The sequence below is a fragment of the Lientehia hominis genome (assembly GCF_021044755.1).
Taxonomy (GTDB): Bacteria; Bacillota; Clostridia; order Lachnospirales; family Lachnospiraceae; genus Lientehia; species Lientehia hominis.
The window spans coordinates 226,247-241,173 of the sequence record NZ_JAJNOR010000005.1 but is presented as its reverse complement, the minus strand read 5'-3'; the positions used below and the strand labels follow the sequence as shown (position 1 = coordinate 241,173).

At 39.1% G+C, this 14,927-nt stretch carries 16 protein-coding genes and 1 pseudogene; 15 read left to right on the top strand and 2 right to left on the bottom strand.

Translation table 11 applies throughout. From position 1 onward, the window contains the following. Nucleotides 1-41: 41 nt before the first annotated feature. From LQE92_RS10045 to LQE92_RS10025, 5 genes are all read left to right on the top strand, one after another. The gene (locus LQE92_RS10045; protein WP_231062835.1) at nucleotides 42-356 is read left to right on the top strand and encodes an HNH endonuclease signature motif containing protein; all 315 of its coding nucleotides are present in this window, start codon (nucleotides 42-44) and stop codon (nucleotides 354-356) included. A gap of 17 nt (nucleotides 357-373) precedes the next feature. Next, nucleotides 374-1,192, top strand: coding sequence for an HNH endonuclease (locus tag LQE92_RS10040; RefSeq protein WP_231062834.1), 819 nt, complete (start codon nucleotides 374-376; stop codon nucleotides 1,190-1,192). Further along, the gene (locus tag LQE92_RS10035) at nucleotides 1,161-1,481 is read left to right on the top strand and encodes a nucleotidyltransferase domain-containing protein (RefSeq protein ID WP_231062833.1); all 321 of its coding nucleotides are present in this window, start codon (nucleotides 1,161-1,163) and stop codon (nucleotides 1,479-1,481) included. The genes LQE92_RS10040 and LQE92_RS10035 overlap by 32 nt, the downstream gene beginning before the upstream one ends. Before the next feature lie 667 nt (nucleotides 1,482-2,148). Beyond that, on the top strand, nucleotides 2,149-3,504 hold the full coding sequence (locus tag LQE92_RS10030; RefSeq protein ID WP_231062832.1) for an N-6 DNA methylase: 1,356 nt from the start codon (nucleotides 2,149-2,151) through the stop codon (nucleotides 3,502-3,504). Further along, nucleotides 3,504-4,652 (top strand): restriction endonuclease subunit S, encoded by a 1,149-nt coding sequence (locus LQE92_RS10025; RefSeq protein WP_231062831.1) that lies wholly within the window; start codon nucleotides 3,504-3,506, stop codon nucleotides 4,650-4,652. The genes LQE92_RS10030 and LQE92_RS10025 overlap by 1 nt, the downstream gene beginning before the upstream one ends. 56 nt (nucleotides 4,653-4,708) lie before the next feature. Here the strand turns inward: LQE92_RS10025 and LQE92_RS10020 are convergent, their stop codons facing one another. Together LQE92_RS10020 and LQE92_RS10015 are read right to left on the bottom strand one after the other, a co-directional pair. After that, entirely contained in the window at nucleotides 4,709-5,857 is a 1,149-nt protein-coding gene (locus tag LQE92_RS10020) for a BstXI family restriction endonuclease (RefSeq protein ID WP_231062830.1), read from the bottom strand. A gap of 326 nt (nucleotides 5,858-6,183) precedes the next feature. Then, nucleotides 6,184-6,585, bottom strand: a complete 402-nt coding sequence (locus tag LQE92_RS10015; protein WP_231062829.1) for a helix-turn-helix domain-containing protein — start codon at nucleotides 6,583-6,585, stop codon at nucleotides 6,184-6,186. A 319-nt stretch (nucleotides 6,586-6,904) separates the two neighbouring features. On the opposite strand from LQE92_RS10015, the gene LQE92_RS10010 reads away from it, so the two are divergent. The 10 genes and pseudogenes from LQE92_RS10010 (at nucleotide 6,905) to LQE92_RS09965 (ending at nucleotide 14,876) form a co-directional block, all read left to right on the top strand. Next, entirely contained in the window at nucleotides 6,905-7,078 is a 174-nt protein-coding gene (locus tag LQE92_RS10010) for an excisionase family DNA-binding protein (RefSeq protein WP_231062828.1), read from the top strand. A gap of 21 nt (nucleotides 7,079-7,099) precedes the next feature. After that, nucleotides 7,100-9,007: a YfjI family protein gene (locus tag LQE92_RS10005; protein ID WP_231062827.1), complete on the top strand. Its 1,908-nt coding sequence runs from the start codon at nucleotides 7,100-7,102 to the stop codon at nucleotides 9,005-9,007. Between the two features lie 76 nt (nucleotides 9,008-9,083). Next, nucleotides 9,084-9,338, top strand: coding sequence for a hypothetical protein (locus LQE92_RS10000; protein ID WP_231062826.1), 255 nt, complete (start codon nucleotides 9,084-9,086; stop codon nucleotides 9,336-9,338). Further along, nucleotides 9,319-9,528, top strand: coding sequence for an excisionase (locus tag LQE92_RS09995; RefSeq protein WP_231062825.1), 210 nt, complete (start codon nucleotides 9,319-9,321; stop codon nucleotides 9,526-9,528). The genes LQE92_RS10000 and LQE92_RS09995 overlap by 20 nt, the downstream gene beginning before the upstream one ends. Before the next feature lie 55 nt (nucleotides 9,529-9,583). Continuing rightward, a complete protein-coding gene (locus tag LQE92_RS09990; protein WP_231062824.1) occupies nucleotides 9,584-9,847 on the top strand; it encodes a MerR family transcriptional regulator in 264 nt (87 codons plus the stop codon). Further along, nucleotides 9,847-10,981, top strand: a pseudogene (locus tag LQE92_RS09985) (integrase DNA-binding domain-containing protein). Before LQE92_RS09990 ends, LQE92_RS09985 begins: the two are co-directional and overlap by 1 nt. A 683-nt stretch (nucleotides 10,982-11,664) precedes the next feature. After that, on the top strand, nucleotides 11,665-11,769 hold the full coding sequence (locus LQE92_RS14700; protein WP_408611454.1) for an SEC-C metal-binding domain-containing protein: 105 nt from the start codon (nucleotides 11,665-11,667) through the stop codon (nucleotides 11,767-11,769). Between the two features lie 167 nt (nucleotides 11,770-11,936). Next, nucleotides 11,937-12,398: a low molecular weight protein-tyrosine-phosphatase gene (locus LQE92_RS09975; protein WP_231062822.1), complete on the top strand. Its 462-nt coding sequence runs from the start codon at nucleotides 11,937-11,939 to the stop codon at nucleotides 12,396-12,398. Nucleotides 12,399-12,689: 291 nt separating this feature from the next. Continuing rightward, nucleotides 12,690-13,946 carry a glycosyltransferase family 2 protein gene (locus tag LQE92_RS09970; protein WP_231062821.1) on the top strand — a complete coding sequence of 419 codons (1,257 nt, stop codon included), beginning with the start codon at nucleotides 12,690-12,692 and terminating at the stop codon, nucleotides 13,944-13,946. Nucleotides 13,947-14,105: 159 nt separating this feature from the next. Continuing rightward, nucleotides 14,106-14,876: a NifB/NifX family molybdenum-iron cluster-binding protein gene (locus LQE92_RS09965; RefSeq protein WP_231062820.1), complete on the top strand. Its 771-nt coding sequence runs from the start codon at nucleotides 14,106-14,108 to the stop codon at nucleotides 14,874-14,876. Nucleotides 14,877-14,927: the final 51 nt, after the last annotated feature.

Here is a 14,927-nt window from a genome sequence, read left to right as displayed (position 1 = left end):
ATGTATTGCAAAATGTTTATAATTATAGAAGAAGGTTAAAAATGGGAAGAGATGCAACAAAGAAATATGTTGAGAGAAAAATTATAGCTGAATCGATGGGGAGGTGTATGAATCCAACTTGTCAAGAAGAGCTGTTTAGAGGGCCAGGAGATATTATTGAACGGGCGCATATAATTCCATACTATGATACAAAAGATAATTCGTATGAAAATTTAGTGGTTTTATGTCCGAACTGTCATACTGATTTCGATAAAATCAAGCATTCACTGTTGAAGAAATTAAAGAGTGGAAAAAGATACGAAAAAATGAGCTGGAAAAGGTCTTTGCAAAAAAGTTTTCTTGTTTTACAGATTTAAAATCCAAGGTGAAACCATTGCTGTTAGAGAATAAATTGATATATGAAAATTATTACTTAAATGGGCAGAAAGAATTGTGGGATAAATTTGAACCACTCATTTTAGTGAACAATAGAAAGATTAAAATGCTTTTGGAAAAAAATAAGCATTTAATTCATGTTAGCGATGATAAAAATTATTCTAACTTGTATTATATACAGCAATTACTCTTACATATTAAGGAATTTGAAGGTTCAAGATGCGATGAAGAAAAAAGAAGATTTCTTTTATTTCCTAAAGAAGTAGATTCTATGTTCGGTGTGGAACCAGTTGATGATTATTTTATCCCTATGACAGAATCACTAGAAAAGTTAATCTATATATTGAAGAAGAAAGGACAATTCTGCGAAATAGTATTAGGAGAAGATAAGCCGTACATATCAGTATTAGAAAATGGCAAAAAAGAAATTATATATCTTACAGATGCACCGAGATTGAGACAATTATATTTTGAACATAAATGTTTTATTAAAACCAAAGTTAGATTAAACAGTTTAAATTTCGCGTTGAAATATGTGAAACAGGCGTGCGGTCTGCCTTTTAAATTTGCAAATGATACAAGCTTAAGGGAAGTAATTATAAAAAATAAACACGTTATCTTTGTTTACGAGTATTGTCTTAGCAAGGCAGATGTTTATGAATTGTCTCCTGCAGAAGCTGTAGTAGTAAATCTTCATGGTTGGAATGGGCGTGGTTGTATTTCAAGTGATGCGTATAAGATGGCAGATCAATTTAATACAGAGTTGTTGACGATGGAAGACTTTTATGGATACATTAGAAAACTTAGAGATAATTAATACAGTCAAAAAAATAATCAATGAAAATCAGCATTTAGCAGATAAATTTAATGAAGTCTATGTATTTGGATCGATATTGAAAAATGTTTATTATCCGAATGATTTAGATTTGTTGTTTATATATAGAGTATTTGAGGATAAATTGCTTGATTATAGGCAGGCTTTAGTGGATTTAATTGAAGCAGAAATTGGCATACCTGTTGATGTTACTATGTTGAGTATTGAAGAAAAAGAGGAAACGAAATTTCTTGACTTAATAAAAAAGTATATTAGAATTTATAAAGAATGATAAGTGCCTTCCAAGGTATTATAAAGGTATTTTATATTTTTTTAATCAATCAATAGTCCCGGAGGAAACGCTACAAAGCCGGGTATGAATCCAAAGACATTGCAAAAGATTATGGGGTATTCTGATATTGGGGCAATACTGGATACTTGTACGCAATGCTGACTATACTGGTTCTTGCGAAAACAGAAAAATATACAAGATTGTAGAAAGCCCATTAAATCAAGGAAAATCAAAGATATGAGGAGATATGCGAGCATGATAAAAGTACTATTCGTCTGCCACGGCACTCCAGTTTTACTACAATGCAGACCTTTGTAGAGTGGGGCAGAGCAGGGCATTATGCGGCAGGAAACCGCATGGATACTACGATTCCTACTACTAAGGCACAAGGTGATAATTTGAATAGGGACAAATGTTTTGGGATAATTCCTTAGTAGTAATGGACTACTTAGGGATGAAAAGTGGATGCTGGAAGAATTGGATATTAATAGTTAAGAGCGTATGTAAGATGCTTTATGTCTGCTCTTTTTTGCGTGTACAAATATTGGGACAGATAATAGTGTATATTGATGAAAGACGAAGAAATGAAAAAGAATGTTCCAAAAAAAGGATAGACTTTTTTGTTGGAATATGATAATGTGTTCAGTAGAAAAATAGGAGGTGCTATATGGGAAATTATGAGAACGAATTGTTTAAAACTGCAAATAAACTAAGGGGAAAGATTCCGCCATCAGATTATAAGTTTTATGTGCTGCCATTGGTTTTCATGAGATATATGTCAGAAAAAAAGGGGAACACAGTATGGAATGAGATTGTTGAAAAGAGTGATGATGAAAAGATAGCAAGTTTATTGGACAGTGAACTAATAAAAATCTTACCACAATTCAGTAACATAGCTAATCCATATGAGGATATGTATTCGAATAGTAATCTTCCGGCTAGAACAATAAAAGATTTGATAAATCTAATAAATGAAATCGATTTAAAAAACAGTGGAGGGAAAATAGATTATTTGGGGCAAATCTACGAGTATTTTATAGGCAATTTTGCTGCAACAGAAGGAAATAGAGGCGGTGAGTTTTTTACCCCCCCTTCAGTAGTGAATCTGTTAGTAAGCATGCTAAATCCAACAGAGGGAGTAGTATATGATCCGGCATGTGGAACAGGCGGAATGTTTATTCAATCAAGCAGATACAGCAAATCAAGATTGAAGTTTTTAGGGCAGGAACAGAATTGTAAAACAATTTTACTTGCGTACATGAATGGAGTTCTTCATGGCCTAGATATGGAAATAAGAAATGGAGATACTTTACTTGACGACTGTTTCAAGGAACTAAAAGCAGATTATGTAATCAGCAATCCACCGTTCAATATGAAAGAGTGGGGAGCAGAACAATTGAACTCAGAAGATCCAAGAGTTTTTGGAATGGTGAATAAGAACAATGCAAATTATATGTGGATTCAGCATTTCATTTATCATCTTAAACCAAACGGGAAAGCCGGGTTTGTTATTTCTAATGGGGCATTAACAAGCTCGAATGAAGCAGATTTATTTACACGAAGGAAAATGCTTGAAAGAAATATAATCGATTGTGTAGTACAGCTGCCATATAAGATGTTTATTGGAACAGCGATACCAAGTGCATTAATTTTCATTGATATGAATAGAAAAGATACGGATAAGATCTTGTTTATAGATGCAAGTAAATATGGTGTAAGCGTGAGTAAAACACAAAAGATTATTACTGAAGATAGTATTGAGTGTATTTCAAAATTGTACAAGTCGTTTAAAGAAAACAGAAAAATTAAGTATAATGTAAAAGGTTATTCTTGGCTTACTGAAGTAAATGAGATTGTTAACAATGGTTGTAAATTGATGCCAAGTATTTACACAGGGGTTGAGGAAATAGTTGTTAATAAGGAAGAAAATGAAAAGGCAATTAATTTGCTGAAAGAAAGCTTAAAAGAACAAATAAAAATATCCAATAATCTAGCTAATGTACTATTAAAGGGGTTGAATTGATGAAGAAATACAGATTGGAGGAAGTTGCTGAAATTTATAGTGGAGCAACTCCTTTAACAAAAGAAAAAAAATATTATGAAAATGGTACAATTTCATGGATAACTCCAAAAGATCTGTCTGGATACAATCATAAATACATTTGCGAAGGGCAACGAAATATTACTGAAGAAGGATTTCAAAGTTGTGCAACTTACAAACTACCTGAAGGAACGGTTCTATTTTCCTCCAGAGCACCAATCGGGTATGTAGCACTAGCCGGAAAAGAATTGTGTACAAATCAAGGATTTAAGAGCTTTGTTTGTAAGGAAGAGTTGCTTTATAATCATTATTTGTATTATTATCTATTGTTCAACAGAAAAAAAATAGAAGCATTAGGGAATGGAAGTACTTTTAAGGAGATTTCTAGAAAGACTATAGGAAAGTATGAAATTGAATTGCCTAATGTTGATGAACAAAAACGAATAGTAGATGAGCTAGTTAGTCTTGATGATAAATACGAGCACAATTGTGAAATGATGGATAATCTTCAAACACTTTTAGAAACACTATATATTCACTACTTTGAAAATGAAAACTGTGTATATGAATACAAGACATTATCAAGCATTGTCGAACTCGTGACAGGTGGAACGCCATCGACTAAAAATGAAAACTACTGGAACAATGGCGCGTATGATTGGTATACACCGTCAGATGTTACTTCATGCAATAGAATATTTTCATTTTCGGCAGGAAAAAAAATAAGTATTCTTGGATTGGCTAATAGCGGAGCAAAACTCATTCCAAAGGAATCAGTAATTATGTCTAGTAGGGCAACTATCGGCGAATGCATAATAAATATAAATGAAGCTACTACCAATCAAGGTATGCTGGCGTTAATTCCTGATAAAGAAAATATTTGTGCGTTGCAATTGTTTTTTTGGATTAAGCGACATAAAGCTTTGATTGAATCTATTTCAAATGGAAGTACTTTTAAAGAAGTATACAAAAAAGATATGGATAAACTTAAAGTAGTAATAAATAAAGAAAAAATGAGAGAATTTATGGAAGAAACCAAATTAATAATCGAATACTATGAAAGTCTTATGGAAGAAAATCATCTAATTGAACAATTGAAAGAAAAAATAATGCAGATGCTTTTTGCATAAGAAAGAGGGGGAGGAGAGTCAATTTATGATTGAGTCTCCCCGATTTATTATTTGGTTTATTCGTCACCTTTTGAAATTCTAATCCAAACATCACCGTTTTGTGAACGAATAAAGTTCTGACTTGCATTTGCATATCCAAGAAGCCGTTTTTTCTGTCCTTCATTTATTTCTATTTCAATCTCTGTAGATTGTAAATCTTTAAAGGTATAACAACGACGTTGACCTAATCTAGTATTACATATTGCGTGTCCCCAAGAAACTTGTGTAGGTATGTTTTCTAATGAAGAATAACATAGCGGAACCATATGGAACAAATTCACTTTTGTCGATCGCGTAGAACCTACTTGATCGGTAGAATTTTCTAGACCTTCTTCATCGTCAAAAGAAATCATTTCATTTAATTCACTATGAAAAATTGTTCTTTGGCATAACGGACAAGTGGTTTTTCCATTATGAAGAATATAATCATTCTCAAAGTGTGGAGAATCCAATAAATTATGTTTTTTTAATATTGCTTTTAAATGCTCGAAATCAGATTCATCATATGGTGAGTTTTCTGTTTTGATTATAAGCCATGCTAATACTGCTTGACATAAAAAGTTCGTATTTGTGTCAGCATATTCTGGCGCAAATATTCCTTGCGCAGGTCCTTCAAATTTGTTTTGTTTTTTATTGGTTCCACTGTTTGAAATTCTTAGTAGATAATGACCACAGTCTATCATATCACCGCCTCTATCTTTAGAGGGGATGCAATATGCCTTTTTGTGCTTGTCATATTTAAGGATAGATCGAATTTCCCATGTTGACAGGGGTGGATAGTTTTCAAAGTCTTCATATGTCCTATACAGAACAAATGCGTTCTCTCCGACGATAACATCGGCATTTTCTATAAATGCTTCATTAACAGTGTTTTTTGCGGAAAAATATTGAGAAGGAAATAATCTAATAACATATCCATCTTGATAATTATCAAGATTAACTTCAGATAATTTCTCATATGGTATTATTACTTTGCTGTTTCTGTTTACATGATTTTGATAGCCGCCCTTAGCGCCACCTCTTGGAGTACAGTACCCTGCCTTGTCTATTTTATTTATATCCTCTGCAATAAAATGGTCTTTCCAGGCTTTTTTATAAACAAATTGATGTTTTCCTTTGTGGTTAGAAAGTAAATTACAATTTGGATTAGTACATAGAGTAACCAATTATATCACTCCTTTTCTTGTGCATTATTTATAGTATATTTTATCAGAAAAGGAAGAAAAAAAATAGGAGAAAATGTAGGAGGGGGATAATAATCTTTACAGGATTTTAAGAAGACCGATGCCCCCTTAAACGCAAATTTTCGCGAAATTGCATAGGTGGTATTAGCCGGTATCTTTGATTTTTTATATGAAATTTAATGAATTGGTTCTGTGATCAATAGAAATAAAGACAAATTGGGTTTTGACCGCGTTTCGTGTAAAAGTATAAAAAAGCTGGGAGTTTAAATGTCTCCCAGCTTATTTTTATACCTGTATGTTGTCTCTCTTTAAAGAGACCGCAATAGAAAAGTGTTTGTTAAGGTTTCCTGCGAAGAACATCTTTGATATTCGTTTAATATAAGTTGCTTAACAGCAATAGATCCATATTCGTCAAGAGAGAGAAATTTTCTAAATACCTCATATACCTCATCCTCGATAGTCCAAGCCGCAATCTGTTTTAGATCATCGGTTGTTGGATTGTTATACCCTTCTTCGTCAGATTTTCCGGTTAAGTAATCATAGCTAACATCTAAAAGTGTAAGTAACTTATCTAAAGTTTCAAATTCGGGATTTCTTTTACCGGTTTCCCACATGGCAACAGAGCCTTTTGATACTCCAAGAGTTTCTGCTAAAGAAATTTGTGTAAATCCGCGGTCTTTTCGTACTTGTTTGAGTCGTTCACCATTCATATTGACACCTCCTATGTAAGAATAATAACATTTAACGTGATGTTGGAAAAAGACGGACGTCAACCAGGCAGGCTGTTTCCCGTTCCTTAACTTAGCAGGAAGGGATAAGTCTGTTTTATTTTTACCAAAAGGAGGTACAGAACATATGTAAAATCGCAAAAGACAAAGAGAAAACCGCAGAAAGAAGTATGTAACGGAAAGGCTTGATAAGCATAACCAGTATGGTGTGAAAGACTTAACTGCTTATAACGCCATACTTCAGGCGGAAACAAACGGGCGATCAGAGATCGCGCTGAGATAGAAAGGAGGCGAGAAAACTATGGATAAGACAACCATGAGCGTGCAGGAGCTTGCATCGGAAATGGGGATCAGCCTTCCAAAGGCATATCAGCTTGTGAAGGAACCGGGATACCCGACGATCAGAGTCGGTACACGTATTCTGATTCCTACAGAGGCTTATAAGGAATGGCTTCTTAGGAGTTCTGTAAAATAATGTTTTGGAGGTTATTCTGAAATGAATACAAGAGAATTTCTTGATATCCTCTACGGAAAAATGGATGACGGATTTATCGGCATTTCATATATCGAAAAAAAGAATGTAATCACAAAATGGTTTCAGGCCTTAGAACTTGATTCTGCAGTAGCATATACGGATCTCGATATAAAGGGTTCAGCGCATGCAGAGAGGAATTTACCGGAAACAAAAGATCAGATCATCGATTTCATGAAAAATGAATCTCCGATGAAGCCTTCATTGCTGATATGGTCTGGAAACGGTATTCATGCCATGTGGCTTTTTGAGGCTCCCTACATGATAGATGGCAACGCCGGTTATGTGCCAAAGGAGAAAACATGTAATACCAAAACAGCCGTACCATCGGAAGACGAGGATGCGTTCGCCTGTATGGGAACCAGCAGTGCAGATGAATTAATCAGCAAGTGTCGGTTATTGCAATATTGCCAAGAGAATGCGGACACACTTTCAGAACCATTATGGCAGGCTATGATTTCTAACGTAGCTTTAACTGCAGATGGACAGGAGAAGGTACATGAACTGAGTAGTCCGTATCCGAAATACACGTATGCGGAAACGGAGAAAAAGTTTCGACTGGCTGTCCTTGCAGTTTGCCTGCAGGGAAAATACCGGTTCAAAGCAAAAGCAAACTGGTCAGAGCCATTAAACAGATTGATCGGCTTTATCATGGCGTTCTCTACCGCTGATTTTCTTTCCGATGGCTCCATGATATTTAAGTACAAATATGTTGAAGCGGAGCAGAATCCAGCAAGGGCGGTGGAGATTGAAAAGAGCAAGACGAGAAAACAGATTCTTGAACAAAGGCAGAAAGCTTTGATAAGTCAGGCTGCGGAGGGGAAAGTCGATATGTCAGAGGTGGATAAAGTGTCAGAAGAGATTGCTAATTTCAGAGAGGCGAAGCCGTTGAAGTTATATGTGGATGATATCACAACCGAAAAACTAACATCTGTCCTTGCGGACAATGATGGTAGGGCGGCGGTCCTTTCTACAGAGGGCGGCATCTTTGATACTCTTGCAGGCATCTATACCAAAAATGTAAATATAGACGTTATCCTCAAAGGGTATTCCGGGGACAGCATCCGTGTGGATCGTATCGGCAGGCAAAGCGAAAGCGTAATGACACCGGCACTTACGATGTTTCTGATGGCGCAGCTGAGCGTTCTTTCCGGACTGATGGGAGATGGAACCTTCCGGGGCAGAGGTTTAACAGCCAGATTCCTGTATAGCATTCCTGCCTCAAAGGCGGGATGCAGGCGTTATAGATCTGTGCCTGTACCGATGAATGTTTGCAGTAATTATGAAAAATGTATTTGTAATCTACTGGAGGACGAATACGAGAAGGATCCTGAAATGATTATGCTGTCCCCGGAAGCGGATCGTATGATTGAGGCTTTCGCAGAGGAAATGGAGCCAAAGCTGAAAACAGAGTTTGCAGATATTTCGGATTGGGCGGGAAAGCTGGTGGGAAATGTACTTCGGATCGCGGGGCTGCTCTGCCGGGCATCGGTTTACAGATGTCATGATTTTCTGGCAGTTGCGGATGAGCTGATCGTGGATGCTGAGACGATGCAAAACGCCATCCGCATCGGGGAATACTTTGTCGAGCACGCGAGAGCGGCATTTTTGCTTATGGGTGTTGATGAAATAATAAAACAGAGCCGATATGTACTGGATGCGATAAAAAATGCAGGACTTGCGGAAGTAACTCGCAGGGATGTGCAGCGATTATGCAGACGGTTTAAAAGGGCAGAAGAATTACAACTGGTGTTGGATAACCTTGTGGGTTATGGATATTTGTCCGTAATTGATGACGGGAAGTATAAAGGTAAGGGTAGACCGCCTGCCATGAAGTATGCGGTAAATCCATACATCTATCACAACAAATGATTTATGTCCTTTCTGTCACGTGTCCTTTTAGTAGAAGAATCACTATTAAAAGAAAAAAGAAAGGGGCGAATGTATTATGCCAGGTAAAAATTCATATATCAAGGCTTTATGCAGGAGCCTTGGCGCAGAGTACTGCGTCAGAGAAATTGATCTTGAACCCATCATCTATCGTGATTTCGGGAATGGATTCAATGTTGAAATCAGCGGTGTGTATACCGCAAGCACAAAGAAAAAAGCGACCAGATATTTGTGGCATGGGGAGCTGCCGCCTGAATGCATTATCGTAAAAACTTGTAGGAAGGAGACATACTATGAAAGCAGAAAGCAATGAGATGCTTCCTGTCAGTGAGAAGTATATGCTCACCATCAAGGAGGCAGCAGCTTATTTTAACATCGGGATAAAGAAGATGAGAAGAATCGCAGAAGACAACCTCGGTATTGTGGCTGTCTACAGCGGTAACAGGTTCCTGATCATCCGACCAGAGTTTGAAGAATATATCCTGAATTCGTCAGAAATATAATTCCTTTTATCTGCCAAAAGTAGTTGCTATTACAGGGGATTAGAGGGAATATACGATGAACCCAATAAATCTTAAAAAACTGCCACTTTTGGTAGAAAGGAATGATATCATGGCAAAACCAAATTTAGCAGAAAAGGACATATTAAACCCAAGTGAGGCGATTGAATATTTCGTCTTGAGCCGTAGGGAGTTTTACGAATTTTTGGATACCACAGATGGCGGAGATTTCCTGGCATATTACGGGAGTCGTAAGCTGATTATCCGTGTAGCCATTGAAAAGTATTTACGAAACCATCCAGAGTTAAGGAGACGGGCATAATGGAAAAAGCAGGAAGAGACCAGACGAGGCGTGATTCCAAACGAAGAGTCCTTCGTCCGGGGGAAAGCGTCCGAGCCGATGGCAAATACCAATATAAATACCATATCGACGGCAAACCGCATTTTGTTTACAGTTGGAAGCTGGAGCCGACTGACAAGCTTCCGAAAGGGAAAAAGCCCTGTCTGTCGCTCCGGGAATTGGAAAAGCAGGTAAATGCAGACCTTGAGATTTGCCTGAATATCGCAGCCGAGAAAATGACGGTATGTGAATTGGTGGATCGATACCTCAAAACCAAGGCGGGAGTAAGGCAGAGCACCAGACAGGGTTATGTGACCGTACAGAGGATGCTGGCAAAAGCGTCCTTTGGAAAGAAGACCATACGCAGTGTGAAAACATCCGATGCAAAGCTGTTCCTGATCAAGCTGCAGCAGGAGGACGGGAAAAGCTACAGTTCCATCCGTACCATTCGGGGAGTGCTCAGACCGGCATTTCAGATTGCGGTGGACGATGATATTATTGTAAAGAACCCCTTCGGATTTCGGCTTGCCGGAGTACTGGTGAATGATGCGGTCACGAGAGAGGCAATCACCAAAGATCAGATGCGGAAGTTTTTGAAATTCGTGCATGACGATATGAGGTACATCATTGAGCAGACCAAGACAGATGCTGGATCAAGAGTGCTTCCTATAACAGACGATGTCGCAGACATGTTTCGGGCAATTATCGAGGACAGGAACGCACCGAAAGTGGAGACTTCGGTTGACGGATACAGCGGATTCCTTTTCTACGATGAAAACAGGATGCCCTTGGTGGCGATGCACTGGCAGCACTGATTCAATCACATGGCCGGCCGGTACAACGATATCTACCAGGTACAGATGCCAAACATCACGCCCCACATCTGCAGGCATACCTATTGCTCCAACATGTGGAAAATACGGAATGAATCCAAAGACGCTACAATACCTCATGGGGCATTCAGACATCTCCGTTACGATGAACGTATATACGCATATCAACTTTGATGATGCCGAGGCAGAGTTCAAACGGATAGATGAATTCAGAAAGGTACAGGTGGAAATCGAGAAGAAAAATGACAAGCCAATGTCGCAGAAGATGCTTAAAGCAACTTAATACGGAAGACGAATGACGCTCTGGCTTCGGCTGGGGCGTTATTTTTGTGGAAAAAAATTGTATTTGAGGATATAATATACTTTGTTGTATTAAAAGTAAAAATGATATTATGAATTCAATTAAGGTAGAGTGGTAATAAAATATATCGAAAAAATTCAAAATGCAGTTTTGGATATGCGTTATTGATGTGCTTAGATTAAAACCATGAAATCAGAACGTGAAGGAGTGAGTCGATTGGTATATAACGAGTATATAAAATGTGAGGTCTGCGGAAGCATTACTAGAATAAGATTACAAGTTGGATGGCTAGATGAGCATTCTATTGCTGTGGCATGTGGGTAATGTGGTATTGATTCATTGGACAAATTCATAGGCGCGGCAAAGGCGAATAGATTTCATCTGTATAATACAGATGAAATTTATATGAGAACTTTAGATGTAAAGTATAATCAAAAGCTTCGAAATGCAATTGGACATAATGATATTGAATATGACACTCCCACTCAAAGAATTAGCTATATTCCCAATTCTAAAAAGAGAGAAAAGAAGAGTACAGAATACCTGTTGGAATTTGAAATTGAGGCATTAAGTATGTTTCAAGCAGTTTTGGTCGCTTCAGAGTACCTATATAAATTAAGAGAACTAGAATTAATTTGGGAAGGCGTGAGACCTTTACCAATTGAATATTCAACAAAGACAGTACGGAAAAAATATATCCTAATGAAAAATGTCCATGTGGTAGTGGACTGAAATACAAAAAGTGCCACGGAAAACTCAAAAATCCTTAGTAGTAAGAATTTCCGTTTTACTACTAATTTTACTACTAACAGGTGATAGTAACTTGCACTTTTTTGCTCTGATTTGCCACATCTCATCATTTCGGAGTAATTCACAACAATCCCGGAATCCCTTGCAAAATGGGGCATCTCCGGGCAAAAAGGAGTAAATGAAAACTATGATTAAGGTATTATTCATCTGCCACGGCAATATCTGCCGTTCTCCCATGGCAGAATACGTTCTTAAGGATATGGTAAGAAAGCGCGGCCTTGAGGACTGTTTTGAGATTGAATCTGCGGCGACCAGCTATGAGGAGATTGGGAATCCGGTGCACCGGGGAACCCGCAGCAAACTCCGGTCCTGCGGCATCCCTGCAGGAGATCACCGGGCAGTGCGGATGAAAAAAACGGATTATGATAAGTACGATTATCTGATTGGTATGGAGCAGAGGAATATTTCCAACATGTTCCGGATTCTTGGTATGAGGCCGGAAGAGGACACAGAGCATAAGGTGAGGCGTCTTTTGGACTTTGGGAGCAGGCCGAGGGATATTGCCGATCCCTGGTATACAGGCAATTTCGATCTGACCTATGAAGATATTCTGGAAGGCTGCGAAGCTTTCCTGAAATATGTGCTATAAAAAAATTAATAAAATTGTAAGAAAAAGATGTGATTCGAAACCGGAAAAGCCCGGTAAGAACAAGGTTCCGGCACTGTAAAAAACAACAGTGCATGGAATCTTTCTTTTTTGGGAAAATAACAGTAAGAAACAAAGGAAAATTTAAAGGAAAATTTAAACCTTTAGACACAAAATAGACACAGGTTTTTCTGTATACTGGTGCAAGTAGTAATGAAAGTATTGCTGACGGAATACTGTGTTTTTTATGGGATGAGAGTATAACGGGAAAAAATCGAGAGGAATTGACGTGCTATGACTATATGGATTCGAAATTTTAATTTTCTGATCTTATTGCTTTTCAGCGTCTGTTATTTATACCAAATAGTGTTTGTTTTTATTCGTCTGTTTTCCAAAAAGAAACACTATGATACGGATAAGCTCCATAAATTTGCGGTGGTGATCTCCGCCAGAAATGAGGGGACGGTCATAGGAGAGTTGCTGGACAGTATCCATAGGCAGAATTACCCCTCAAATTTGATAGACATTTATGTGGTAGCGGATAATTGTACAGATGATACTGCGCAGGTGGCTAGAGAACACCGGGCAATCGTCTACGAGCGGTTTGACCATATTCAGGTGGGAAAAGGGTACGCGCTCAATTATCTGTTTTCCAAGATCGATACGAAGGCAGGCCTGGAGACTTATGACGGATATATGGTTTTCGACGCGGACAACGTTCTGGACGAAAATTATGTGGCAGAGATGAATAAGGTGTTTGGAAACGGGTATTCGGTAGTCACCAGCTACCGGAATTCGAAGAATTACGGTTCCAATTGGATTTCAGCCGGCTATGCTCTGTGGTTTTTAAGGGAATCCAAATATCTGAATGGTGCGAGAATGCAGTGCGGGACCAGTTGTGCCATATCTGGTACAGGTTTCCTGGTATCCAACGAGATCATCCGAGAAAACAATGGATGGAAGCATCACCTTCTAACTGAGGATATTGAATTTTCCACTGACAATATAATACAGGGCCGGATCATCGGATATTGTGAAGATGCCATTCTTTATGATGAACAGCCCATCCGCTTTAAAGAATCCTGGAATCAGCGGCTTCGCTGGGCGAAGGGATTTTACCAGGTACTTGGAAATTACGGGGGGAGACTCATGAGAGGAATGGCCACAAAGCACAGCTTTCAGTGCTACGATATGATGATGACTCTTGCACCGGCCACTTTACTGACTATGGTGACGCTGGTGATCAACGGCGTGTTTGGGACAGCCGGACTGCTGCTTGGCCATTTGAGCTGGGTCGAGATGACGATAGAAGCGATTATCGGCAATCTGGTCGGAATATACATTTCCCTGTTCTTCTTTGGCCTCGTGACTACGATTACGGAGTGGAAACAGATTCACTGCAGTGGACGGAAGAAGATCCTGTATATGTTCAGCTTCCCTATTTTCATATTCACATATGTACCTATTGCGATCGCGGCACTGTTTAAAAAGGTAACATGGGTGCCCATCCGCCATACGGTCGTAAAAAGCGTACAGGAAATTCGTGGCTGATGAAAAAATTGAAATGATTAACAGCGCCTGGATAAATTCCAGGCGCTGTTTTGCAATAAATACAATGGCAGTTTATTATTGACATATGCCAATAAAGATGATATATTGTTTTCAATGGCAATGAAAACAGATAATAGGATGTCAGAAAGGATGCACGCCATGCCAAGACCAAGCAAATGCAAGTGCGTAGGCAGGATGCCCAGGTTCAGCAGCTTCGGGCCGGTAGAGCGGGGGGACTCGTGCCGAAGAAACCGGATTATCCTCAGTGTGGAAGAATATGAAGTGCTTCGCCTTATTGATTATGAGGGACTTACCCAGGAAGCCTGCGCCGCACAAATGGATGTAAAACGGGCGACCGTTCAGGCGCTTTATGCGGAAGCGCGGAAAAAGACGGCCAGATTTCTGGTAGAGGGCTCTTCTCTTCATATTGAAGGAGGAAGCTACCGGATTGTGGAAACACATTTGGCTGAGGCAGGGGTGCAGAAAGGTGGAAAGAAAATGAAACTTGCAGTGACTTATGAAAACGGCCAGATATTTCAGCATTTCGGCCATTCGGAGCAGTTCAAGATTTATGAGACAGAAGACGGAAAGATCTTGTCTTCGGAAGTTGTAGATACCAATGGAACCGGCCATGGAGCCTTGGCAGGCTTTTTAAAGGAGCGGGGAGTAGAGGTGCTCATCTGCGGAAACATCGGCGGCGGCGCCAGGAATGCTCTGGCAGAAGCCGGTATTCGCCTGTTCCCTGGCGCAGCCGGGGAAGCAGACGCTCAGGTCAGGTCATTTTTGGCCGGCTCCCTGTCTTATGATCCCGATGCCATGTGCACTCATCATGGACATGAAGAAGGACATTCCTGCGGTCACGGAGACGGACACGAAGGCCACGGCGGCTGTGGCGGACATGATCATCATGGCTGCGGAGGAAATCACTGAAGGAGGGGATGGTATCCGGAGGTGGTATTAAAAAAGGCGTCTCACAAGCGG

Excerpts from the sequence above, each read along its gene's own strand:
- LQE92_RS10045 (WP_231062835.1), top strand. The coding sequence starts at position 42 with ATGGGAAGAGATGCAACAAAGAAATATGTTGAGAGAAAAATTATAGCT.
- LQE92_RS10035 (WP_231062833.1), top strand. The coding sequence starts at position 1,161 with ATGGATACATTAGAAAACTTAGAGATAATTAATACAGTCAAAAAAATA.
- LQE92_RS10030 (WP_231062832.1), top strand. The coding sequence starts at position 2,149 with ATGGGAAATTATGAGAACGAATTGTTTAAAACTGCAAATAAACTAAGG.
- LQE92_RS10025 (WP_231062831.1), top strand. The coding sequence starts at position 3,504 with ATGAAGAAATACAGATTGGAGGAAGTTGCTGAAATTTATAGTGGAGCA.
- LQE92_RS10015 (WP_231062829.1), bottom strand. The coding sequence starts at position 6,585 with ATGAATGGTGAACGACTCAAACAAGTACGAAAAGACCGCGGATTTACA.
- LQE92_RS10010 (WP_231062828.1), top strand. The coding sequence starts at position 6,905 with ATGGATAAGACAACCATGAGCGTGCAGGAGCTTGCATCGGAAATGGGG.
- LQE92_RS10005 (WP_231062827.1), top strand. The coding sequence starts at position 7,100 with ATGAATACAAGAGAATTTCTTGATATCCTCTACGGAAAAATGGATGAC.
- LQE92_RS10000 (WP_231062826.1), top strand. The coding sequence starts at position 9,084 with ATGCCAGGTAAAAATTCATATATCAAGGCTTTATGCAGGAGCCTTGGC.
- LQE92_RS09995 (WP_231062825.1), top strand. The coding sequence starts at position 9,319 with ATGAAAGCAGAAAGCAATGAGATGCTTCCTGTCAGTGAGAAGTATATG.
- LQE92_RS09990 (WP_231062824.1), top strand. The coding sequence starts at position 9,584 with ATGAACCCAATAAATCTTAAAAAACTGCCACTTTTGGTAGAAAGGAAT.
- LQE92_RS09975 (WP_231062822.1), top strand. The coding sequence starts at position 11,937 with ATGATTAAGGTATTATTCATCTGCCACGGCAATATCTGCCGTTCTCCC.
- LQE92_RS09970 (WP_231062821.1), top strand. The coding sequence starts at position 12,690 with ATGACTATATGGATTCGAAATTTTAATTTTCTGATCTTATTGCTTTTC.
- LQE92_RS09965 (WP_231062820.1), top strand. The coding sequence starts at position 14,106 with ATGCCAAGACCAAGCAAATGCAAGTGCGTAGGCAGGATGCCCAGGTTC.